This is a genomic window from Rhodoferax sp. GW821-FHT07F03 (assembly GCF_059418745.1).
The window spans coordinates 1-22,750 of the sequence record NZ_JBWKQM010000010.1 but is presented as its reverse complement, the minus strand read 5'-3'; the positions used below and the strand labels follow the sequence as shown (position 1 = coordinate 22,750).

General features: G+C 62.9%; 17 protein-coding genes. 6 read left to right on the top strand and 11 right to left on the bottom strand.

Translation table 11 applies throughout. The annotated features are described in order from the left end of the window. Positions 1 to 23 precede the first annotated feature (23 nt). Positions 24 to 446: a ferric iron uptake transcriptional regulator gene (gene fur / locus AC07R0_RS16155; RefSeq protein ID WP_495105614.1), complete on the top strand. Its 423-nt coding sequence runs from the start codon at positions 24 to 26 to the stop codon at positions 444 to 446. A gap of 26 nt (positions 447 to 472) precedes the next feature. On the opposite strand, the gene hprK is transcribed toward fur, so the two are convergent. The 3 genes from hprK to hpf all read right to left on the bottom strand — a co-directional run bounded on the left by hprK (position 473) and on the right by hpf (position 2,354). Next, positions 473 to 1,423, bottom strand: a complete 951-nt coding sequence (gene hprK, locus AC07R0_RS16150; protein WP_495076871.1) for an HPr(Ser) kinase/phosphatase — start codon at positions 1,421 to 1,423, stop codon at positions 473 to 475. Positions 1,424 to 1,463: 40 nt separating this feature from the next. Beyond that, the gene (locus AC07R0_RS16145) at positions 1,464 to 1,931 is read right to left on the bottom strand and encodes a PTS sugar transporter subunit IIA (RefSeq protein ID WP_495076872.1); all 468 of its coding nucleotides are present in this window, start codon (positions 1,929 to 1,931) and stop codon (positions 1,464 to 1,466) included. 93 nt (positions 1,932 to 2,024) lie between these two features. After that, the gene (hpf, locus tag AC07R0_RS16140) at positions 2,025 to 2,354 is read right to left on the bottom strand and encodes a ribosome hibernation-promoting factor, HPF/YfiA family (protein ID WP_490591461.1); all 330 of its coding nucleotides are present in this window, start codon (positions 2,352 to 2,354) and stop codon (positions 2,025 to 2,027) included. 331 nt (positions 2,355 to 2,685) lie between these two features. On the opposite strand from hpf, the gene AC07R0_RS16135 reads away from it, so the two are divergent. Next, positions 2,686 to 3,675: a magnesium and cobalt transport protein CorA gene (locus AC07R0_RS16135; RefSeq protein ID WP_495076873.1), complete on the top strand. Its 990-nt coding sequence runs from the start codon at positions 2,686 to 2,688 to the stop codon at positions 3,673 to 3,675. Here AC07R0_RS16135 and AC07R0_RS16130 read toward each other — a convergent pair. The 6 genes from AC07R0_RS16130 to AC07R0_RS16105 all read right to left on the bottom strand — a co-directional run bounded on the left by AC07R0_RS16130 (position 3,672) and on the right by AC07R0_RS16105 (position 9,850). Beyond that, positions 3,672 to 4,418, bottom strand: coding sequence for a 5'-methylthioadenosine/adenosylhomocysteine nucleosidase (locus AC07R0_RS16130; RefSeq protein ID WP_495105613.1), 747 nt, complete (start codon positions 4,416 to 4,418; stop codon positions 3,672 to 3,674). The two genes, AC07R0_RS16135 and AC07R0_RS16130, sit on opposite strands and share 4 nt — an antisense overlap. A 6-nt stretch (positions 4,419 to 4,424) precedes the next feature. Beyond that, positions 4,425 to 6,101 carry a long-chain-fatty-acid--CoA ligase gene (locus AC07R0_RS16125; RefSeq protein ID WP_495105612.1) on the bottom strand — a complete coding sequence of 559 codons (1,677 nt, stop codon included), beginning with the start codon at positions 6,099 to 6,101 and terminating at the stop codon, positions 4,425 to 4,427. Between the two features lie 132 nt (positions 6,102 to 6,233). Next, complete coding sequence (locus AC07R0_RS16120) at positions 6,234 to 7,670, bottom strand: NAD(P)(+) transhydrogenase (Re/Si-specific) subunit beta (protein ID WP_495105611.1); 1,437 nt, start codon at positions 7,668 to 7,670, stop codon at positions 6,234 to 6,236. Next, complete coding sequence (locus tag AC07R0_RS16115; RefSeq protein ID WP_495105610.1) at positions 7,667 to 7,984, bottom strand: NAD(P) transhydrogenase subunit alpha part 2; 318 nt, start codon at positions 7,982 to 7,984, stop codon at positions 7,667 to 7,669. The genes AC07R0_RS16120 and AC07R0_RS16115 overlap by 4 nt, the downstream gene beginning before the upstream one ends. A gap of 16 nt (positions 7,985 to 8,000) precedes the next feature. After that, a complete protein-coding gene (locus AC07R0_RS16110; protein WP_495105609.1) occupies positions 8,001 to 8,726 on the bottom strand; it encodes a hypothetical protein in 726 nt (241 codons plus the stop codon). Beyond that, positions 8,723 to 9,850, bottom strand: a complete 1,128-nt coding sequence (locus tag AC07R0_RS16105) for a Re/Si-specific NAD(P)(+) transhydrogenase subunit alpha (RefSeq protein ID WP_495105608.1) — start codon at positions 9,848 to 9,850, stop codon at positions 8,723 to 8,725. Before AC07R0_RS16105 ends, AC07R0_RS16110 begins: the two co-directional genes overlap by 4 nt. A 156-nt stretch (positions 9,851 to 10,006) precedes the next feature. Here AC07R0_RS16105 and AC07R0_RS16100 point away from each other — a divergent pair, with 156 nt between their 5' ends. Further along, positions 10,007 to 10,480: an NUDIX hydrolase gene (locus tag AC07R0_RS16100; RefSeq protein ID WP_495105607.1), complete on the top strand. Its 474-nt coding sequence runs from the start codon at positions 10,007 to 10,009 to the stop codon at positions 10,478 to 10,480. On the opposite strand, the gene AC07R0_RS16095 is transcribed toward AC07R0_RS16100, so the two are convergent. Both AC07R0_RS16095 and AC07R0_RS16090 read right to left on the bottom strand, forming a co-directional pair. After that, positions 10,477 to 11,460: a 2-dehydropantoate 2-reductase gene (locus tag AC07R0_RS16095; protein WP_495105606.1), complete on the bottom strand. Its 984-nt coding sequence runs from the start codon at positions 11,458 to 11,460 to the stop codon at positions 10,477 to 10,479. The genes AC07R0_RS16100 and AC07R0_RS16095 overlap by 4 nt on opposite strands. An 86-nt stretch (positions 11,461 to 11,546) precedes the next feature. Then, positions 11,547 to 13,148, bottom strand: a complete 1,602-nt coding sequence (locus AC07R0_RS16090; RefSeq protein WP_495105605.1) for an OpgD/OpgG family glucan biosynthesis protein — start codon at positions 13,146 to 13,148, stop codon at positions 11,547 to 11,549. Between the two features lie 213 nt (positions 13,149 to 13,361). On the opposite strand from AC07R0_RS16090, the gene mnmA reads away from it, so the two are divergent. From mnmA to AC07R0_RS16075, 3 genes are all read left to right on the top strand, one after another. Continuing rightward, complete coding sequence (gene mnmA, locus AC07R0_RS16085; RefSeq protein ID WP_495105604.1) at positions 13,362 to 14,474, top strand: tRNA 2-thiouridine(34) synthase MnmA; 1,113 nt, start codon at positions 13,362 to 13,364, stop codon at positions 14,472 to 14,474. A gap of 248 nt (positions 14,475 to 14,722) precedes the next feature. Further along, positions 14,723 to 16,444, top strand: coding sequence for a ShlB/FhaC/HecB family hemolysin secretion/activation protein (locus AC07R0_RS16080; RefSeq protein WP_495105775.1), 1,722 nt, complete (start codon positions 14,723 to 14,725; stop codon positions 16,442 to 16,444). Positions 16,445 to 16,554: 110 nt separating this feature from the next. Further along, the coding region (locus AC07R0_RS16075; RefSeq protein ID WP_495105603.1) for a two-partner secretion domain-containing protein at positions 16,555 to 22,750 on the top strand (6,196 nt) is incomplete at its 3' end.

Here is a 22,750-nt window from a genome sequence, read left to right as displayed (position 1 = left end):
CCGCACCCGAAAGATACGACACCATGGCCAACATCGACGAGCTCAAAAATACCGGCCTCAAAGCCACCCTGCCACGACTGAAGATTCTGGAGATTTTCCAGAAAGGCGAACTGCGCCACATGACAGCAGAAGATGTATTCCGGGTTTTACTGCTGGAGCATTCAGACATCGGCCTGGCCACCGTCTACCGCGTGCTGACCCAGTTTGAACAAGCCGGGATTTTGTCGCGTAGCAACTTCGAATCGGGCAAGTCGGTGTACGAGCTGAACGAAGGCCGCCACCACGACCACTTCATCTGCACATCCTGCAGCAAGGTGGAAGAGTTTTACGACGCAGAAATCGAGCAGCGCCAAAAAATCGTGGCCAAGGAAAAAGGCTGGACGGTGCAAGACCACGCCATGTCGCTGTACGGACTGTGCGCCGACTGCAGCGCAAAGCAGGCTTAAAAACCTGCTCAAGGGCCTGAAAAGCCCTAGCCCTCGTTTTCCATGGCCTTGCGGTGGCGCTCGACAAACTCTTGGTAGGTGTCAATGCCACGAAGCTGCAAGATCGTATTGCGCACGGCCGCCTCGACCAGCACGGCGATGTTGCGGCCAGCCACCACCTGGATGATGACCTTGCGCACCGGCACACCCAGCACGTCCTGGGTCAGCGGCTCGTAGGGCAGGCGCTCATACTCGCGCTCCATGGTCTCCTTGCGTACCAGGTGCACGATGAGCTTGAGCCGCATCTTGCGCCGCACCGCGGTCTCGCCAAAGATGCCACGGATATCCAGCAAACCAATGCCACGCACTTCCAGCAGGTTTTGCAGCAGCTCGGGGCAGCGACCTTCAATGGTGGTCTGGTTGATGCGGTACAGATCCACTGCATCGTCGGCCACCAGGCCGTTGCCACGTGAAATCAGCTCCAGGCCCAGCTCGCTTTTGCCCAGGCCGGATTCACCGGTGATCATCACGCCCAGGCCCAGAATGTCCATGAACACGCCGTGCATCGAGGTGCGGTCAGCGAAATGCTTGGACAGGTAGGCGCGCAGCACGTCAATCACGAAGGCCGATGAATCCTGGGTGGAAAACATCGGGATTTGCGCGCGTTCGCACATGGACAGCAATGCGTCCGGTGCCGCCTGGCCATCGGCGATCACCAGCACCGGCGGCTCCAGCGTGACGATGCGGGCGATGCGGCGCGCGCAGTCCTCACCAGAGGCGCTGGTCAGGTAAGCAACTTCACGCTCACCCAGAATCTGCACACGGTAGGGGTGGATGTAGTTCAGGTAGCCGACCAGATCGGCACCAGAACGGGCCGCACGCACAGCCACCTCGTCAAAACGCCGCTCCGAAGCACCGAGGCCCGCAATCCACTCCCAGCGCAACAGGCCACGAAAAGCTTCAAACAGGACGTCAGCGCTGACGACGGTGGGTTTCAAAGACGGTACCGACCCTGGACGCTATTAAACAGCCAACAGACTAGGCGGGTTGCGCCGACTGCCAGGTGCTGATCAGGCCGTGCAGGGCCGCAGCGTCTTCGGCGGTCTTGATCTTTTCACGCAGGGGCGCATCGCTGAGCAGCTCGGCGATTTCCGACAGGATTTCCAGATGTTTCTGGGTTGCAGCCTCGGGCACCAGCAAAAAAATCAGCAGGCCCACGGGCAATTCGTCGGGTGCATCAAAACCGATGGGCTGGGCCAACTGCACCACAGCGGCCATGGGCGACTTCAGCCCCTTGATGCGTCCGTGCGGAATGGCCACCCCATGCCCTAAACCGGTGGAGCCCAGACGCTCTCGGGCAAACAGGCTGTCCGTGATCAGGGCGCGACTCAGGCCGTGCAGGTTTTCAAACAGCAAGCCGGCTTCTTCAAAAGCACGCTTTTTGCTGGACGCGTCAACGCTCACGAGCACTTGAGCGGAGGGCAGGATGGAGGCGAGTCGGTTCATGGTGGGGAGTGAATTATGCACGTGCTGCGTCGCACAACAAAAAAGCCGCCTGATTATGCGGGCGGCTTTGTGGTTGGCGCGCAGCGCCCGAGACTACATCAGGCGCTTGGGCGCTTCATGGTGGTGGTCTTGCACACGGTCTTTGTGGCGTCCCACCTGGCGATCCAGCTTGTCGACCAACTCGTCCACGGCAGCATACAAATCCGCATGGGAGCTCTCGGCGAACATGTCATTGCCTTTGACGTGGATGTTGCACTCGGCGCGTTGTCGTCCCTGCTTTTCCTTTTGCTTCTCGATTGTCAGAAGAACTTTGACATCCACCAGTTGGTCAAAATGCCGGGTTATTCGGTCTAGCTTGGTGGTCACGTAGCTACGCAGTGCGGGAGTCACCTCCAGATGGTGTCCGCTGATCGTCAAGTTCATGTACAGCCTCCTAGTGCATTACTTTCACCGTTGAAAGTCAATTAACTATGCGCCCGATACAGGCGGAACGCAAGCACTAACCCGACCTGATGACATGGCTGTTACAACGGCTAACGAAAACGTGAATAAGTACGCCAATACACCATTCAACACCGCAAAACGCACACAAAAACCAGCACTTTTGCGATGCCATAATCCATAGCGTTACCACATCGGAAATAACCCATGGAAAGCATACCTAGTCGGTAGCTTTCACCTCCCTGCGCTGCTGTGGGGGTTGAAAGCCAACCCATTCCCCCGCCCGTAGCCATCATTTCCAGGGAGTGCCCCCATGCTCAATATTTTTTCGCTCGCCAACGGTCGTTTATTCCAGGAGGAAATCGAATCGCTGGAAGAGCTGTCCCGTTTTCAACCGATATGGGTCGACCTGGAGTCGCCGACGCTGGAAGAAAAGCGCTGGATCAAGCAGTACTACGGCCTGTCCATCCCAGAAGACGCGATGGACGAAGATATCGAAGAATCGGCCCGGTTCTACCAGGAAGACAACGGCGAACTACATATCCGCAGCGACTTCTTGGTAGCCGACGAATCCGACCCGCGTACCGTGCGGGTGGCTTTCATCCTGAACCAACACAACACCGAGCTGAAAAGCCGCGGCGTACTGTTTTCCATCCACGATGAAGACGTGCCCGTGTTCCGCCTGCTGCGCATGCGCGCGCGCCGGGCGCCAGGCTTGATCGAAGACGCGAAAGAAGTTTTACTGAAACTTTTCGATGCCGACGCAGAGTACTCCGCCGACACACTGGAAGACATCTACGTGGACCTGGAAAAGGTCAGCCGCCGGGTACTGGCCGGCAATATGACCGACGCCTTGGCGGGCGAGGTGCTGGCTTCTATCGCACGGCATGAGGATTTGAACGGCCGCATCCGCCGCAACATGATGGACACACGCCGCGCCTTGAGCTTCATGATGCGCAGCAAGATGCTGAATGCCGAGCAGTTTGAAGAGGCCCGCCAGATCCACCGCGACATCGACTCACTGGACTCGCACACCGCCTTCCTGTTCGACAAGATCAACTTCTTGATGGACGCCACCGTCGGTTTCATCAACATCAATCAGAACAAGATCATCAAGATCTTTTCGGTGGCCAGCGTGGCCCTGCTGCCGCCGACCCTGGTGGCCAGCGTCTACGGCATGAATTTGAAATTCCCTGAGTTGGAATTTTTGGGCGGCTGGAGCTACCCCTATACCGTCACACTGATGGTGGCCAGCGCACTGGTACCCATGTGGTACTTCTACAAACGGGGATGGCTAACTTAGCCCAAGCGCTGCACAAATTCTGTGAGGATGGCCTGCGCATAGCGGCTGGCCACTGTGCGGACGAACTCGGGGAAGTCCACGTGCGCGCTGTCGTCGGCACGGTCGGAGATGGTGCGCATGGCGGCAAAGGGAATGCCGTAGTCATGGCAGACCTGGGCCACGGCGGCGCCTTCCATTTCCACGGCCAAGGCTTCATGGCCGGCGCCACGCAAAACAGCTTGCAAGCGCTGCACTTCAGTGGCGGCAGAGACGAAACGGTCACCGCTGGCCACCAAGCCATGGTGCACTTGGGGCTTGGATGCATTTAAAGAAAAAAGGCCGCTAGCGCAGGAAATACCTGCGGTAGTCGCTTGCAAAAGCATAGCAGTCAGCGCCGGGTCGCAGGCAAAGCGGGCCTGGCCATAGAGCGGTATTTCGAAGGTGGGAAACAGCGGTGCCGCGTTCATGTCGTGCTGGATGAAGTCGCGGGCCACCACCACGTCCCCCACCTGCACGCCCTCGCCTACGCCTCCGGCCACGCCGGTAAAGACGATGCGGCTGACCTGGAATTTCTCGATCAGCGCCGTAGCTGTCGTGGCCGCGGCCACCTTGCCTATGCGCGACAGCGCCAGCACCACCGGCTGGCCGTACCAGACACCCAAGCCAAATTCACGCCCCGCGTGCTGCACCTGCCGCGCTTGCCCCAGCTGCTCAAAGATGCCCTGCTGCTCTTCGGCCAGGGCGCTCAAGATGGCCAGGGTCATGTCAGATCACGCCTTGACGCGCAACTCTCGCCGCAGGATTTTGCCCACCGGGGTCTTCGGTAGCTCGGTGCGGAACTCGATAACGCGCGGCTGCTTGTAGCCGGTGAGCTTGGCCTTGCAGTATTCGCGTACCTGGGCTTCGGTCAGCTCGGGGTTTTTCTTCACGATCACCAGCTTCACGGCTTCGCCGGTCTTTTCGTCAGGCACGCCCACACAGGCGCACTCCAGCACGCCGGGCATGGCCGACACCACGTCTTCCACCTCGTTCGGGTAGACGTTGAAGCCGCTGACCAGCACCATGTCCTTTTTGCGGTCCACGATCTTGAAGAAGCCACGCTCGTCCATGGTGCCGATGTCGCCGGTTTTGAAATAGCCGTCGGCCGTCATGGCCGATGCGGTTTCGTCCGGGCGCTGCCAGTAGCCGGCCATGACCTGCGGGCCTTTGATTGCGATCTCGCCCGGCTGGCCCATGGGCACTTCCACGCCTGCATCGTCCAGCAACTTGAAATAGGTGCTGGGCAGGGGCACACCAATCGAGCCGCTGTAGGACTTGCTAGTGGGCGGGTTGCAGCTGGCGGTGGGCGAGGTTTCGCTCAGCCCGTAGCCTTCGGTGATGGGGCAACCGGTCTTCTCCAGCCAGAGCTTGGCCACGGCCGCCTGCACCGCCATGCCGCCGCCGATGGACACCTTCAGGTGGCTCCAGTCCACGGTGTTGAAGTCGGGGTGGTTGGCCAGGCCGTTGAACAGCGTATTCACCGCCGGCAGGCTGTGGATGCGGTGCTGCGACAGCTCCTTCAGCACGGCCTTGAGGTCGCGCGGATTCGGAATCAGGATCAGCTTGCCACCGGTGCGCATGGACAGCATCATGCCCACGGTAAAAGCGAAGATGTGGTACAGCGGCAGCGCGCAAACGCTGGTCGGCTGTTCGTCAGCGGGTACAGCGTCCATCACCGGTTGGTTCCAGGCCTCGGACTGCAATACGTTGGCGATCACATTGCGGTGCAGCAGCACCGCACCCTTGGACACGCCGGTGGTACCGCCGGTGTACTGCAACACGGCCACATCGTCGTGCTGCACCGGTACCGGTTTGAAGACGCCTTGGCTGCCCTTTTCCAATGCTGCATTGAAGCGCACCGCGCCCGGCAACTGGAACGGTGGCACCAGCTTCTTGAGCTTGCGCACCACGTAGTTGACCAGTGCGCCCTTGAGCAACCCCAGCTGGTCGCCCATGGCGCACAGCACCACGTGTTTCACCGGCGTGGCAGCGATGCAGTGCTCCAGCGTGGCGGCAAAGTTCTCCAGAATCACGATGGCCTTGGCGCCCGAGTCCTTGAGCTGGTGCTCCAGCTCACGCGGTGTGTACAGCGGATTCACGTTGACCAGCACCAGACCGGCCCGCAGCAGAGCTGCCACGGCCACCGGGTACTGCGGCACATTGGGCATCATCACCGCCACGCGATCGCCCTTGACCAGGCCCAGACCTTGCAGATAGGCGGCGAACTTGCGACTCAGCGCATCGGTCTCGCTGTAGCGCAAGTCCTTACCCATGAAGCTGTAGGCCGTGCGGTCGGCATACTTCTGGAAGCTCTCCTCGATCAGCGCCTGCAATGAGGGATAGCACGCCGGATCAATGTCGGCGGGTACGCCCGGTGGATAGCTGTTGAGCCAAATGCGCTCGGTCATTCACGTTCCTTCAAAAATACATACACACAGCAATTAACCCAGTACAGCGCGGAACCGGCTTTGCCGGGCCGCTGCTGTTGCCGCCTGCAGGGGGTTGGAGGCCACACGAAGTGGGCAAGCCTGGGGGCGAGCCTATTCAATGGCCTTGACCATATCTTCGACCACCTTCTTGGCATCACCAAACACCATCATGGTCTTGTCCATGTAGAACAGCTCGTTGTCCAGCCCCGCGTAGCCAGCGGCCATGGAGCGCTTGTTGACGATGATGGTCTTGGCCTTGTAGGCCTCCAGGATCGGCATGCCGTAAATGGAGCTGCCCTTCACATGCGCGGCAGGGTTCACCACGTCGTTGGCCCCCAGGATGATGGCCACGTCCACCTGGCCGAACTCGCCGTTGATGTCTTCCATCTCAAACACCTGGTCGTAAGGGACCTCGGCCTCGGCCAGCAACACGTTCATGTGGCCTGGCATACGGCCGGCCACTGGGTGGATGGCGTATTTGACGTTGACGCCCTTCGCTGTGAGCTTTTGCGCCAACTCTTTGACTGCGTGCTGGGCCCGTGCCACGGCCAGGCCGTAGCCGGGCACGATGACCACGGTTTCGGCATTGCCCAGCACAAAGGCCGCATCGTCGGCGCTACCGCTCTTCACCGCGCGCTGCACAGCCGCGCCGGACGCTGCAGCCGCCGCATCGCCACCAAAGCCACCGCCGATCACATTGAAGAACGAGCGGTTCATGGCCTTGCACATGATGTAGCTCAGGATGGCGCCACTGGAGCCCACCAGGCTGCCGGCAATGATCAGCATGCTGTTGTTCAGGCTGAAGCCGATGCCGGCCGCGGCCCAGCCGGAGTAGCTGTTCAGCATGGACACCACCACCGGCATGTCTGCACCACCGATGGGGATGATCAGCAGCACGCCCAGCAGAAAGCCCAGCGCAATCACCAGGCAGATGTCCAGCCAGCTTTGCGAATGCCAGAAGCCGAACACAAAGAACACCGCCGCCAGGCCCAGCACCAGGTTCAGCTTGTGCTGACCGGCAAAACTAACCGGTGTGCCCTGGAACAGGCGGAACTTGTACTTGCCGCTGAGCTTGCCAAACGCAATCACCGAGCCGCTGAAAGTCACCGCGCCGATGAAGGCGCCCAGCGCCAGCTCGATGCGGTTGCCGCCGGGAATTGCGCCGCCTTTTTCCACAATCGCAAATGCCCAGGGTTCTGCCACCGCGGCCACGGCGATGAACACCGCCGCCAGGCCGATCATGCTGTGCATGAAGGCGACCAGCTCGGGCATCTTGGTCATCTCGACCCGCTTGGCCATCAGTGTGCCGACGCTGCCGCCGACCACCAAAGCCCCCAATACCCAGGCAATGCCGGTGCCGCCGTCCACACCCATCTGGCCGGCCAGCTTGAAGATCAGCGCAATGGTGGTGAGCACAGCCACCGCCATGCCCACCATGCCGAACAGATTGCCACGGATGGATGTGGTGGGATGCGACAGGCCCTTGAGCGCCTGGATGAAGCAGACGCTGGCGAACAGGTACAGCAGGGTGACGAGGTTCAAGCTCATGCTGCCTCCTTGGCGGCAGCCTTCTTGTCCTTCTTCTTGAACATCTCCAGCATGCGCCGGGTGACCATGAAGCCACCGAACACATTCACCGCCGCCAGCGCCACGGCCAGCACGCCCATGGTCTTGCCCAGGCCGGTTTCGGTCAACGCAGCGGCCAGCATGGCGCCGACGATGACGATGGCCGAGATGGCATTGGTCACCGCCATCAGCGGGGTGTGCAGCGCCGGGGTGACGGTCCAGACCACGTGGTAGCCCACGTAGATGGCCAGCACGAAGATGATCAGGTTGATGACCGTGTGGGAAAGTATGTCCATGCTCTTGTCTCCTTGTTTATGGGGAAGGCTGGTTGGCATTGAACGCCACGGCGGGCATCAGCAATTCACCGCCCATCGAGTTCACCGCCTCTTTCGATGCCGCGCCCAGCGCGTCAGCCCAGGCTGCAACCACCGGGCGCAAATTGACCGGCAATTTGTCCAGCGGCTCGTGGTTTGGCAAGCCTGCAAAATCCCTAGCCACCACGCCCTCCACCATCACAATGGAGGCATTGTGGTTGGACATGAAGATCCATACCGGATACGCCACTTCAGGCAACTTTAGCGATGGCGACAGCGGCTCAACGGCCGCCTTCAGCTTAGGCATGGCTTGCTTCAGCAGCATCTCTGTCGAGAACGGACCACCGGTCCGCGCACATTCCATGGCCTTGGCCTGGCCCCCACTGAAGTCATGCGCATATAGCGGCTCCTGGGCTTGGCAGCTGTTGTTGATGTAGAGCTGACTGCGGCCCCAGGTCGCGCCCACCATGAAAGCCGCCGCCACCTGGCCATCCGCGTGGCGCAGTACCAGCAACCCGGCTTCACTGCGGACCTCACCATTGCCCCCTGACACTTTGATACCCAAGGACGGTGCAGGGTACTTTTCCCAGTTACTTTCGGCCAGGGCCACTTTGACGCGGCCTATGGTGATTGCCGAGCCCTCTACTGGTTCGGCCCTAGCCACCGTCAGCACCGCCACGCCCATGGCCAGTGCGGCATAGATATTTTTCAATTTCAACTTCATACCCGCGTCACCTTTCCACCCTGCGTCACCAGGCAAGCCGCGACGATGTCGTCGGCCATGTCGACGTTCAGCGTGCCTTCCTTGGTCAGCACCAGCTTGAGGAAGTCCAGCACATTGCGGGCATACAGGGCCGAGGCGTCAGCCGCCACCAGAGCCGGCAGATTGGTTTCGCCGATCAGGGTCACGCCGTGTTTGACCACGGTTTTGTCGGCTTCGGACAGTGGGCAGTTGCCGCCACCGTTCGCTCCCTTGCCGGCGGCAATGTCAACGATGACCGAGCCGGGCTTCATGCTTTTGACCATGTCCTCGGTGATCAGCGTGGGCGCGGCGCGGCCGGGGATCAGGGCGGTGGAGATCACCACGTCGGCCAGGGCCACGCGCTTGGCGACTTCGATCTGCTGGCGCGCCAGCCAGCTGGGCGGCATGGGCTTGGCATAGCCGCCGACGCCGACGGCGGCTTCTTTCTCTTCCGGCGTGTCGTAGGAGACTTCGATGAACTTGCCGCCCAGGGATTCGACCTGTTCCTTGACGCTGGGGCGCACGTCGCTGGCTTCGATGACGGCGCCGAGGCGCTTGGCGGTGGCGATGGCCTGCAGGCCGGCCACGCCGACGCCCAGGATCACCACGCGGGCGGCCTTGACGGTGCCGGCGGCGGTCATCAGCATGGGGAAGAAGCGCTGGTATTTGTCGGCGGCCATCATGACGGCCTTGTAGCCGGCGATATTGGCCTGGCTGGAGAGTACGTCCATGCTTTGCGCGCGGCTGGTGCGCGGGGCGGCTTCCAGCGCGAAGCTGGTCAGGCCGGCGGTAGCCAGGCGCTGCAGACCAGGGGCGTCAAACGGGTTGAGCATGCCGACCAGGGTGGTGCCGGGGCGCATCAGCGCGGCTTCGGCGTCCGAGGGGCTGCGTACCTTGAGCACCAGATCGCAGCCGAAGGCGCCGGCGGCGTCCACGATCTCGGCCCCGGCAGCGGCATAGGCGGCATCGGTCACGCTGGCGGCGATGCCGGCACCGCTTTGCACGCGTACCGCGTGGCCAAGCGCTGCGAGCTTTTTGGCGGTTTCGGGGGTGACAGCAACGCGGGTCTCACCGGTCGCAGTCTCGGCAGGCACGCCAATCAGCATATTTGTCTCCTCTGGATGGGATCAAGGTGGTGTACATCAATACTTTTCGCGGAATTTCGCCAAAGTTAATGTCTTCTGCCGACAAGCTTAACTGAGTTTGCCGCGCCCGCCGGACACACCGACACCCAGGCGACAGCCAGTCCGCATAATGGATGCATGAAAAGCAGATGGAAACCCAGTGTCACCGTGGCCGCCGTGGTGGAGTACAACGGCCGCTTCCTGTTAGTGGAAGAACACACCCCCGAGGGCCTGCGCCTGAACAACCCGGCCGGTCACCTGGAGGCTGGTGAGTCCCTGGTGGAAGCCTGCGCGCGTGAGGCGCTGGAGGAAACCACTTACCTCTTCAACCCCACGGCCCTGGTCGGCATTTACCAGGCCCAGCTACGCAACACCAGCACACAGGAGTCCACCACCTATTTGCGCTTTGCCTTCTGCGGCGACCTGGGTGCCCTGCAGCCGCAGCGCAAGCTGGACCGAGGCATTGTGCGCACGCTGTGGATGACACCCGACGAGATCCGCGCCAGCACCGCACGTCACCGCAGCCCCCTACTGCTGCGCTGCGTGGAGGACTACCTGGCCGGTCGGCGTTACCCGCTGGACCTGGTGTACACCGCGCCCAAAATAAGCTAGGCCGCCGGGTACAGGCCGCGCACCCGCGCGTGCAGGCGGGCCATACCCAGCAGTGCGTCCATGAATGGCGTGTCCACGCCGGTCAGCCGGCCCAGCTCCTGCACCGCCGTCACCAAAGCGTCCAACTCCACCGACTTGCCAGCCTCCACGTCCTGCAGCATGGAGGTCTTGAAAGCCCCCAGCTTGCGGGTGATGGCGTGCCGGTCTTCCGGCTGCTGGTCGATGGGAATGCCCAGCCGCTGACCAATCTCCTTGGCCTCCAGCATCACCCGGGTGGTGAAGCCACAGACCAGCGGGTCGGCCATGATCAGGTCGGTGGTGGCGCCGGTCAGCGCGCTCACCGGATTGACTGTCATATTGCCCCAGAGCTTGAACCAGATGTCTTTCTGTATGCAGTCGGACACCGGCGCCTCGAAGCCGGCCCGCGCCAGCAACTCCGCCAGTTGCTGCACCCGTGGGCTGCGCCCGCCGGCCGGCTCACCCAAAATCAGCTTGTTGCCGAAATGGTGCTGCACCAGGCCCGGCTCGGGCACCGAGGTGCCCGCATGCACCACGCAGCCAATGAGTTGCTCCGCCGGTATGGCCGCCGCGATCGCGCCCGTGGCATCCACCGCCCGCAGTGGCGTACCCTGGTAGCGGCCGCCAAAGCCCTGGAAGAACCACCATGGCACGCCGTTCATGGCGGTCAGCACCATCGTCTGCGGCCCCAGCAGCGGGGCGATGCCGCGTGCCACGTCGGCCAGCGCCGGCGCCTTGACGGCCACCACCACCAGGTCCTGCACGCCCAGGGCGGCGGCGTTGTCGGCCACCTGCACGGGCAGCTGCAACAGGCTGCCGTCCTGCTGCAGGCGCAGGCCGTGCGTACGCAGCGCCTCCAGCGTGGCGCCACGCGCCAGCACGCTCACAGACTCGCCCTGGGCCGCCAGGCGTGCGCCAATCCAGCCACCAATGGCGCCGGCACCATAAATACAGATTTTCATAAAAAGTCCTGACTCGCTGCTGCACACCTTCGACGCGTGCGCAATGTTTGGACCGACATGGTAGCGGCGGCCGGCCCCAGGCTGGCTCAATACAGCGTGCGCTCCGCCAGCGGGGGCGGCGCCCACTGGTAAAGCCATGTTTCGGTCAGCGGCTGGCCGTCGGCCTGCAAGTACATGCGCAGGTTGATGGGTGCGGTACTGTCTCCGTCAGGGCGCAGATCGAACATCGCCCGCCAACCATTGATGGCAGCCAGCGGGCGAGCCGAAGTCAGCTCCACCTTGCCGCGCGAGGCGCTGATCACCGCCTCCACCTTGGTTTTCTCGTTCAGCAGCGCAAAGTCCCCGCCAGAAAAATCTACAGCAAAACGGCGCGAATACGCCGTTCGCTTTTGCCCTACCACACCGCCCAGGCCGGTACGTGTCGCCACGCAACGCGCCAGCTCCATGCGTACCGCAGGCGGATTGCCGCCCCAGTGCAGACGGTAGGCATACAGCAGCTCCTGACCCGGCTGCGGCTTTTCGGCCGGGTTCCAGAAGGCCACGATATTGTCAAAAGTTTCGTCCACGGTGGGAATTTCCACCAGCTGCACCGATCCCGCGCCCCAGCCGCTTTTCGGCTCCACCCACAGACTGGGGCGTTTTTCGTAAAACACCCCGTCGTCCTGGTAATGGTCGAAGTTGCGGTCGCGCTGCATCAGGCCGAAGCCGCGCGGATTGTTGTCCTGGAAGGCATTGAACTGCAGTTGCGCCGGGTTGCTCAGCGGCCGCCAGACCCACTCGCCTGCGCCGGTATGCATTGCCAGGCCGTCCGTATCGTGGATCTCGTAACGCCAGTCCCAACCCATCCGGCGGTCGTTCTCGCCAGTCTGAAACATGCTGGTGCAGGGCGCAATACCCATGCGCTCGATGGTCTTGCGCGGGTACAGCGCCACGTCCAGATCCATGGTCTGCGTATCGCCCGGTGTGATCAGGAAGCGGTAGGCGCCGCTGACGCTGGGCGAATCCAGCAGCGCGTAGACGGTAAGGGTGGGCGACTTCGGGTCTGGCTTTTCCAGCCAGTAGGCTATGAAGTCGGGAAACTCCTCCGGATAGGGCTGGGCCGTGTTAACCGCCAGGCCCCGCGCCGACTGACCGTACTGCCATTCGCCACCCACCGCGCGGAAATAGCTGGCGCCCAGAAAGGCCGCCACATCGCGCACCGGATCGGTGTGGTAGTTCAGCCGGAAGCCGGCAAAGCCCAGGTTGGCCGGCAGTTTGCTGCCGTCCACCCCACTCTTGCCGTAATCGAACATGGCCGGGTCATAAGCCAGCTCCTGCGCCTGGCCGCCACTGACCTCGTACATGCGCACAGGCGATTTGAAGAACAGACCCAAGTGGAAGAACTTGGCCACGAAGCGCGCCTTGTCGTCGCCCCACAGCGCGTGGTCGTCGCGGAAGCGGATGGCCTGGTGCTGATCCCAGTTCAGGTTGGCAATACCGGCCGGCAGCGTAGTCGAGCGCGCCTGGTAGGGCTTGCCGGACAGCTCGCGCGCGCGCCCCTTGAGCCAGGCGTAGTCGAAAGGCTGGGCCTGGCCCATGCGCTTCAACCCCGCTGCCTGGGCCAATGACGACAGCCAGGGTAAACCGGTGGCCAAGCCCGCGGCGCTGAGTGTCTTGCTGCTGTGGGAGAGGAATTGGCGTCGTAGCAAAAGCGGCTCCTGCACAAAAAAGCCTGAGCTTAGCGTCCCGCGCCGTGCTTGGCTGTAGGCCAACGTCGCGTCTGCAGATTTATAAGAAAAAGACCTGTAGCGTAGGCAGCACCTGCGCCAGCAGCTCTCATTTTTGCAGTGATTCCCTTACACGGCCTGGCGCCACTGCAGGCGCCAGGCCGCCGATGTGCCCCAGGTTTTTACAATCGGGCCATGGGTACACACAGCAAACAACGGGTGGTGGTCGGCTTGAGCGGCGGCGTGGATTCGGCCGTCAGCGCCTATCTGCTCAAGCAACAGGGCTACGAGGTCATCGGCATCTTCATGAAAAACTGGGAGGACGATGACGACAGCGAGTACTGCTCGTCGAACGTCGACTTCGTGGACGCGGCCGCCGTGGCCGATGTGATCGGCATCGAGATAGAGCACGTCAACTTCGCCGCCGAATACAAAGACCGCGTGTTCGCCGAGTTCCTGCGCGAATACCAAGCCGGCCGCACGCCCAACCCCGACATACTCTGTAACGCCGAGATCAAGTTCAAGGCCTTTCTGGACCACGCGATCCGCCTGGGTGCCGAGAAGATTGCCACCGGCCACTACGCCCGTGTGCGCGAGGTGGGCGGCCAGTTCCAGCTGCTCAAGGGCCTGGACCCGTCCAAGGACCAAAGCTATTTTCTGCACCGCCTGAACCAGGCGCAACTGAGCAAGACGCTGTTTCCGGTGGGCGAGCTGCACAAGACCGAAGTGCGCCGCATCGCCGCAGAGATGGCGCTGCCGAACGCCACCAAGAAAGACTCCACCGGCATTTGCTTCATCGGCGAGCGGCCGTTCCGCGACTTTCTGAACCGCTACATCGCCAAGGAGCCCGGCCCGATCAAGGACGAAAAAGGCCGTGTGCTGGGCAAGCACGTGGGCCTGAGCTTCTACACCCTGGGCCAGCGCCAGGGCTTAGGGATCGGCGGCATCAAGGAAAAGGGCGCGCAGCGCGGCGGCGGCGAGCACGCGCCCTGGTTCGTGGCCCGCAAGGACATGGAACGCAACACCCTGTGGGTGGTGCAAGGCCACGACCACCCCTGGCTGCAGTCGCACCAGCTGACCGCAGACGACGCCAGCTGGGTCGCCGGCCACGCCCCGACGCCCGGCGCCTACGCCGCCAAGAGCCGCTACCGCCAGGCGGACGCGCCCTGCACGCTGACCAGCGCCAGCGCCGACGGCTTTGCACTGCAATTCCCCGACGCGCAATGGGCCGTAACCCCCGGCCAGTCGGCCGTGCTGTACGACGGCGAGGTATGCCTGGGCGGTGGTGTGATCTGCGCGGAAAAATAAATGAGCCTCTTTGAATGAAGTGGCTCATTTACACACGTTTGTGAAATAAGTCACGCAGCCAATAAGCTTTACAAAGGGACGCATCCTCCAATTTGAGGATTTCCCCTGCGAGTTAACCCTTGGTTAATCGTGTGAGTTTTTTGTACGAAGGACAATATATGTAACTTTAAAAATACATTTGTTACCAATTGCCTTACATACAAAGACCATCCGCACGGCTTCCACAGCGCCTGAGCAGCGGCCTATTGATATACGCGCTCGGCGCCTTATGCGGCACCGCCGCATGGGCACAAACACCTCCCCCGCCCAGCGCCTCGCCGGACCCCACCCTGGAACTGCAGCGCCAGCAAGAACGCGAGCGGCTGGAGCGCGAACGCCTGCAGCCCAGCCCGGACGTGCGGCTACCCAGCCCCGCAGCCGCGCCGACGCAAAGCCTGCCGCGCAACGAAGCCCCTTGTTTTGCATTGCACAACGTCGCTCTGCGCGGTGACCAAGCCGAGCACTTTCAGTGGGTGCTGGGTGCCATCGCCGGCCCACAAGGCACAGACAGCCCTCTCCAGCAATGCCTGGGCGCCCAAGGCATCGGCCTGGTCATCCAGCGTGCCCAGGACGCCCTGATCGCCAAAGGCTTTGTCACCAGCCGCGTGCTGGCCGAGCCGCAAGACTTCAAATCCGGTGAATTGGTCCTGCGCTTTTTACCCGGCCGCATCCACGCCATCCGCTTTGCAGCCAACACAGACGCACGTGCCACCGCCTGGAACGCCATGCCGGCCCGCCCTGGCGACATCCTCAACCTGCGCGACGTAGAGCAAGCCCTGGAAAACTTCAAGCGCATCCCCAGCGCCGATGCCGACATCCAGATCGAACCCGCGCAAGAACCCGGCAGCAGTGACCTCGTCATCAGTTGGAAGCAAGCCTTTCCAGTGCGCCTGAGCCTGACCGCCGACGACAGCGGCAGCAAAAGCACCGGTAAGAACCAAGCCAGCATCACGCTGAGCTATGACAACTGGTGGACCCTGAACGACCTGTTCTACATCACCCTCAACAACAACGTGGGTGGCGCCCTGGCCCACAGTGCACTGCCGGGCGACACCGATGCCGGCGCGCGCGGCACCAGCGGCCACACCGTGCACTACTCCCTGCCCTGGGGTTACTGGCTGCTCGGCTTTACCCACAGCCAGAGCAGCTACTACCAAAGCGTGGCCGGTGCCAACCAAGACATCGTCTACCGCGGTACCAGTGCCAACACCGAACTCAAACTGTCGCGGCTGGTGTACCGCGACCAGACCCGCAAAACTACGGTATCGATGCGCGCCTTCCAGCGCCTGTCCAACAACTTCATTGACGACACCGAAGTCGAAGTACAGCGCCGCGTCGTCGGCGGCTGGGAACTGGGCCTGGGACACAAAGAATTCCTGGGCACCGGCAGCGTCGAAGGCAATCTGGCTTACCGGCACGGAACCGGTGCGTTCGGCGCCATGCCCGCACCGGAAGAAGCCTTTGGTGAAGGTACTTCTCGCTTCACACTGTTCACTGCAGATGCCAGCCTGAACAGTCCATTCCATCTGGCCGGTCAAAGCCTGCGCTACAGCAACAACTGGCGCGCCCAGTGGAACCGCAGCCCCCTCACGCCGCAAGACCGCTTTGCCATCGGCGGGCGCAACACCGTGCGCGGATTCGATGGCGAATCCAGCCTGTCTGCAGAGCGCGGCTGGCTCATCCGCCAAGAGCTCAGCATTGCTCTAGGACAAAGCGGGCAGGAGCTGTACATCGCCCTGGACCATGGCGAAGTCGGGGGCCCCAGCAGCCAGAACCTGGTCGGCCACCGGCTCACCGGAGCCGCCATCGGGCTGCGCGGAAACCTACGCAGCCTGGGCTACGACATCTTCGCCGGCCAGCCGGTACGCCAGCCCGATGGCTTCAAGACGGCGGGTACCACTGCGGGGTTCAACCTGACTATGAGTTTCTGACATGCATTCATAGCTCAATCGTCCCCCTGCGCATATTCCACCTACGCAAGCAGCTATCAATTTTGATATTGCCGAGTGATTCCTCCTATTCCTGACCCGCACCTCCTGCCATGAACCAGCACCTCTACCGCATCGTCTTCAACAAAGCCCGTGGCTGCCTGATGGCCGTGGCGGAAACGGCTGCTGCGCAGGGCAAGGCCGGTGAGCGTCGCAATACCGCGGGTGGTGCGGCTGATAGCGGGGCGGGGTATCCCACACGGCTGGCCTCGGGTCTGCAGACACTCGCGCTAGCCATGGCCTCGGCAGCGCTGCTCACGTCCGTAGCGGTAGCCCCTCAGGCACAGGCGCAAATCGTTGCCGACCCCAGCGCCCCCGCCAACCAGCGCCCCACGGTGCTGACCACCGGCAGCGGCAACAACATCCCCCTGGTGAACATCCAGACCCCCAGCGCCGCTGGCGTATCGCGCAACACCTACAGCCAGTTCGACGTGCAAAACAACGGCGCGGTGCTGAACAACAGCCGCACCAATGTGCAAACCCAGCTCGGCGGCTGGGTGCAGGGCAACCCCTGGCTGGCGACTGGCAGCGCCAAGATCATCCTGAACGAGGTGAACTCCAGCAACCCCAGCCAGTTGCGCGGTGCCATCGAAGTCGCGGGCCAGCGCGCCGAGGTAGTCATCGCCAACCCGGCCGGCATCCTGGTGGACGGCGCAGGCTTCATCAACACCAGCCGTGCCACCCTCACCACCGGCACGCCCATCTTGAACGGTGGAAGTCTGGACGGCTACCGCGTACAAACCGGCACCATCACCATCACCGGCGCCGGGCTGGATGCCAGCAGCACGGACTACACCGCCATCCTGGCGCGGGCCGTCAGCCTCAATGCTGGCATTTGGGCCAGCACCCTGAACATCACCACCGGCGCCAACCAGATCAGTGTCGATGCAGGTACCACCACGGCCACTGCCACCACAGCGATCGCCGGCACCGGCAGTGCCCCCGGCTTCGCTCTGGACGTATCGGCCATCGGCGGCATGTACGCGGGCAAGATCACCCTGATCGGTACCGAAGCCGGCCTGGGCGTGCGCAACGCCGGGGTACTGGTGGCCAACGCGGGCGACCTGGTCCTGGGCAACGATGGCTGGCTCAGCAATACCGGCAGCCTGACGGCGAGCCAGAACCTTAGCGCACAAACCAGTGGCGCTATCACCAACAGCGGTACCGTGTACGCCAGCGGCAACACCGCCGTCACCAGCGGAGGCGATACCAACAACACCGGGCTGATCGCCGCTTTGGGCAACACCACAGTCACCAGCGGCGGCAGCATCACCAGCGCCAGTGGCTCCGTGCTGGCTGCCGGGCTGGCCGCAGACAATACCGTGGGCAGCAGTGGCAACCTCGCCGTCACCGCCACAGGCACAGCTACCTTGGCGGGCCAAAGCCTGGCCGGTGCCGATGTGCAACTCACCGGCAGCGGCGTCGATATCAGCCACGGGCAGCTCAGCGGCCGCAACCTCGGCCTGGCAGCCTCCACAGGTGATGTCGCCACCACCGGCGCCACCGTCATCGCCAGCCAGACCCTGACCGCCAGCACCACCCAAACCCTGCGCACCGATGGCGCCGTGTTCTCAGCCAACCAGCTCAGCCTGGCCGCGCATGACGTGTCCAACGCAGGCGGGCAGCTGCTGCAAACCGGCACCGGTGACTTGGCGCTAAACCTGGCGGGCAACCTGGATAACACCGGCGGAACCATCGCAGCCAACAGCCAGAACCTGAGCCTAATCGCCCAAACCCTGGACAACACCAGCGGCCACATCACCCATGTCGGCACCGGTACCCTGGCCATCACCGCCAGCACGTTCAACGGCCAGGCTGGGCAAACCGCCTCCAACGGCTCACTGAATCTGAGCGCAGCCACCGTAGTGCACGACAACGCCACGCTGGTGGCGGACCTGCTAAACATCACGGCCACCACGCTCAGCAACCAGCACGGCAGCATCCAGCAGACCGGTACCGGCCAGACCACCGTCAATGCCAGCCAGAGCGTCAACAACAGCAGCGGCACGCTGGCCAGCAATGGCAACCTGGTGCTCAGCGCCCCCAGCATCAACAACAACCACGGCAGCATTACCGCCAACCAGAGCGCCCGCATCACCGCCAGTGTCAGCGCCACCACCCAGCTGGACAACACCGACGGCAGCATCGCCGCCAGCCAGAACCTCGAGATCAACGGCGGCACGCTCAGCAACACCCGGGGCACCCTGCAGGCCACCAACGGCAATACCACATTGACCGTAGCCGACTTCAGCAACACCGGCAGCGTGTTCGCAGGCGCCAACTTGCACACGCAGGCCAGCACAGTCAACAACAGCGGCACGCTGTATGCCGTGGGCAACCAGACCATGGACGCCAGCGGAGCCGTCAGCAACAGCGGGGTACTGGCTGCACGGGGCGACACCGCGGTCACCGCGCAAAGCCTGAGCAGCAGCACCAGCAGCCTGCTCGCCGCCGGCCTCCTGGCTGACGGGACGCTTGTTGGCACGCTGGCCAGCACCGGCAGCCTGGCCGTCAGCACCAGCCAGAACCTCAGCGCCCATGGGCAAAACATCGCCGCAGCCAATGCCAGCCTGAGCGGCTCCACCCTGGACCTGAGCGGTAGCCAGACCAGCGCCAGCAATCTCACGCTTAGCGCCACCAGCGGCAATCTGGACGCCAGCCATGCCACGCTGGTAGCTACCCAAAGCCTGAACGCCAGCAGCACGCAAACCCTGCGCACCGACAGTGCCATCGTCTCGGCCGCCAGCATCGGCCTCAGTGCACACGACCTGTCCAACATTGGTGGCCAGATCGTGCAAACCGGTAGCGGTGCATTCCAGTTGAACCTGCCCGGCAGCTTCAACAACAGCGGTGGCACCGTACAAACCGCCGGCATGGCCACCATCGCCGCGCAAAGCCTGAACAACGCCAACGGCAGCATCAGCGCACAGGACCTCAACATCACCACCAGCGGCGCACTGCAAAACACCGGCACCGGCCAGATCGCCGCCAGCCACGACCTGCACCTGCACAGCACCGGCAGCCAGGGCGACATCAGCAACCAGGGTAGCCTGCTGGCTGGCCACAGCCTGGACATTGCCAGCAGTGCCAACCTGTCCAACACCGGCACCGTCTACGCCAGCGGCGATGCCAACCTCAGCGCCACCGGCATCCTTAGCAACAGCAACGTGATTGCCGCCCAGGGCAACACCAACATCAACGCAGACAGCCTCAGCAGTGCCACCGGTAGTTTGCTGGCCGCCGGCCTGCAGGCCAACGGCAGCCTCGCCAGCACCGGCGACCTGACCGTCAGCACCGGCCAGGCCCTGGCAGCCCATGGGCAAAACGTGGCCGGTGGTAACGCCAGCCTCAGTGGCGCCAGCGTCGATATCTCTGGCAGCCAGACCAGCGCGGCCAACTTGTCCATTACCGCCAACGCAGGCGCACTCACCGCCAGCACCGCCACGCTGGTGGCCAGCCAAACCTTGACTGCCAGCAGCACGCAGACCATCACCACCGACGCTGGCACCGTTTCTGCCGCCCAGCTGGGCATCAGCGTACACGACCTGTCCAATGTAGGCGGTACCATTCTGCAGACGGGTACCGGCGGCTTCCAGCTCCAGCTACCCGGCAGCCTCGACAACACCAGCGGCACCATCGCCAGCAATGGCGCATTGGACCTGCAGGCAGCCAGTCTGAGCAACCATGCCGGCGCCATCATCAGCGCACAAGGCAGCCTGGCGGTGGTCAGCCAAGCGGCGCTCGACAACAACACTGGCCGTCTGCAAGCCGCGGGCAACACATCGCTCGACACCGGCACGCTCACCAACACCGGCGGCGCAATAACGGGCGACAGTGTCCAAATCCAAATCCAAACCCACGGCCAAGCCCTTGGCAACCAAAGCGGCAGCATCATCGCCACCGGAAGTACGAATGCTGGAAATACGGGAAGTGGCGACCTGACCATCAACAGTGGCGCACTGAACAACGACACCGGCTTGCTCCAGGCGGGCAACAACCTGACCATCAATACCGCTGGCCAAACCCTCACCAACACGCACAGCGGCTCCACTGGCGGCATCTTGGCCCAAGGCAACGCCAACCTAACCACGGGTGACCTCCTCAACAGCGCGGGCTATTTGGCGACCAGAGGCGACCTCACCATTGCCGCGGCACACATTGCCAACGATACGAGCGGCGTTTTGGCCAGCGGTGGCAACCTATTACTGGGCGGCACAGGGTTGGACAACAGCGCAAGCGGCCAGATTCAAGCCGTAGGCAACCTCAGCGTGAACGTAGCCTCGGGCGCTATCAACAACACCGCCGGCTCCATCCGCGCGGGCGGCAGTACCCTGCTGCAAGCCGCCAGCATCAACAACAGCAGCACCAATAGCACCACCAAAGGCATCGCTGGCTACAACGTCACACTGCAAGCCAACAGCATCAACAACCAGAACGGCAACATCCGGGCGGACAACAGCCTCAGCATCACCGGGTCCGGCAGCCTGAACAACAGCCAAGGCGTGCTCACATCCGCGCGCAGCCTGAGCATCCAGGACAGCCAGGCCAACACCACCAGCAACAGCCTGGCCAAAACCCTGGCGCTCACCAACACCGGCGGCAGCCTCGGCGCCGGCCAAAGCGTCCTGATCGACAGCGCCAGTCTCAGCTTTGACGGCAGTGTCACCAGCCAAGGCACCCTTAGCGCCAAGCTGCTAGGCGACTACACCCACACTGGCGCTGCGCAATGGCAGGCCGACAGCGCACTGTCATTGGCCTTTACCGGTAACTTCACCAACCTTGCTACGCTGCAGGTACTGGGCGACCTGCGCATAGATGCAGCCAACATCAGCAACACCTCCACCGCGCAAATCGCCGGGCAGGACGTCACCCTCACCGCCGGCGACACCATCGCCAACCAAGGCAGCATCGTGGGCATGGGCAGCCTTACGCTGCAAGCCGGCCAGGCCATCCGCAACACCGGCCCCGGCGCCCTGCTGGGCGCGGCCAGCAGCAGCGGTACCCTGGCCCTGCTCGCCCCCGTGATAGAAAACCGCGACGACACTACCGCCACCGACACCACCCCCAGCACCCTCATTTACGGCATGGGCAACGTCATCCTGGCCGGCGGCGTGGACGCCAACGGCAACGCCATCCGCGCACAAAGCATCCTCAACCAATCCGCCCAGATCGAATCCGGCGCCAGCATGCTGCTGGCCGCCAACCAGATCACCAACACCCGTCGTACCCTCACGGCGGGTGACACCTTCACCGACTACGGCACCAGCACCAGCGGCCGGGTCACGTGGACCGAGGCCAACCCGAACGTCGTCGGTGGCCGCTATATCGAGATGCCCCACGGTGGCCAATTCAACAGCGACTACCTCTACACCGATTACACGCAAACCACCCAGCGCAACGCGCTCACCAGCGTCAGCCCTGAAGCACGCATCCTCGCAGGCGGCAACATCAGCTTTGATGCCAATTTGCTGCAAAACTACTGGAGCAAGGTCGCCGCCACCGGCAGCATCGCCCTGGGTAGTGCCACCGTAGACAACGACTCCTGGCGCGGTGCCACGCCTTTGTTGGAGCGCACAGTCAGCAGCGGTGTCTATGTCTACCGCACCTACGACGGCCATATCTGGCCTACCTATTCGGCCAGCGGCACATTGACGTACGGCGCATTCGACAGCCGCTGGGGACCACAAACCAACGACGTCGTGCTAGCTGGCTACGACAGCAGCTTCACAGCGCTCGGTACGATCAGCGGCGTAGGCGTCACCCTGTTGAATGGCGCCGGTGCGGCAGCGGCAGCGTCTGGCACAAGTGGCCCTGTTCAGACCCAGGCAGGCAGCAGAGCCTTTGCGCCCAACATCGCCGTGGTGGGAGCCATTGCCGCCGCCAACAGCTTGAACGCCCTGGCCGTGGGCCACAGCAGCGCCAGCGGCGCCAGCGTCCCCACCCGCAGCAGCACACCCCAAAGCAACCCCAACCTGGTAGCCACCGGCCTGGTGGGTGGCAACCTGGCCGTCAATACCCTCACCGCGCCCAGCGTGCTGAACAACATCACACTGCCCGGCTCCAGTGGCGGCCTGTTCCACCTGGCCCCCAACCCCACCAGCCACTACCTGGTAGAAACCAACCCCGCCTTCACCAACCAGCAGACCTGGCTCTCCAGCGACTGGTACCTGAACCAGCTGGGCTACAACCCCGACACCACGCAAAAGCGCCTGGGCGACGGCTTCTACGAGCAGCGCCTGGTGCGCGAAC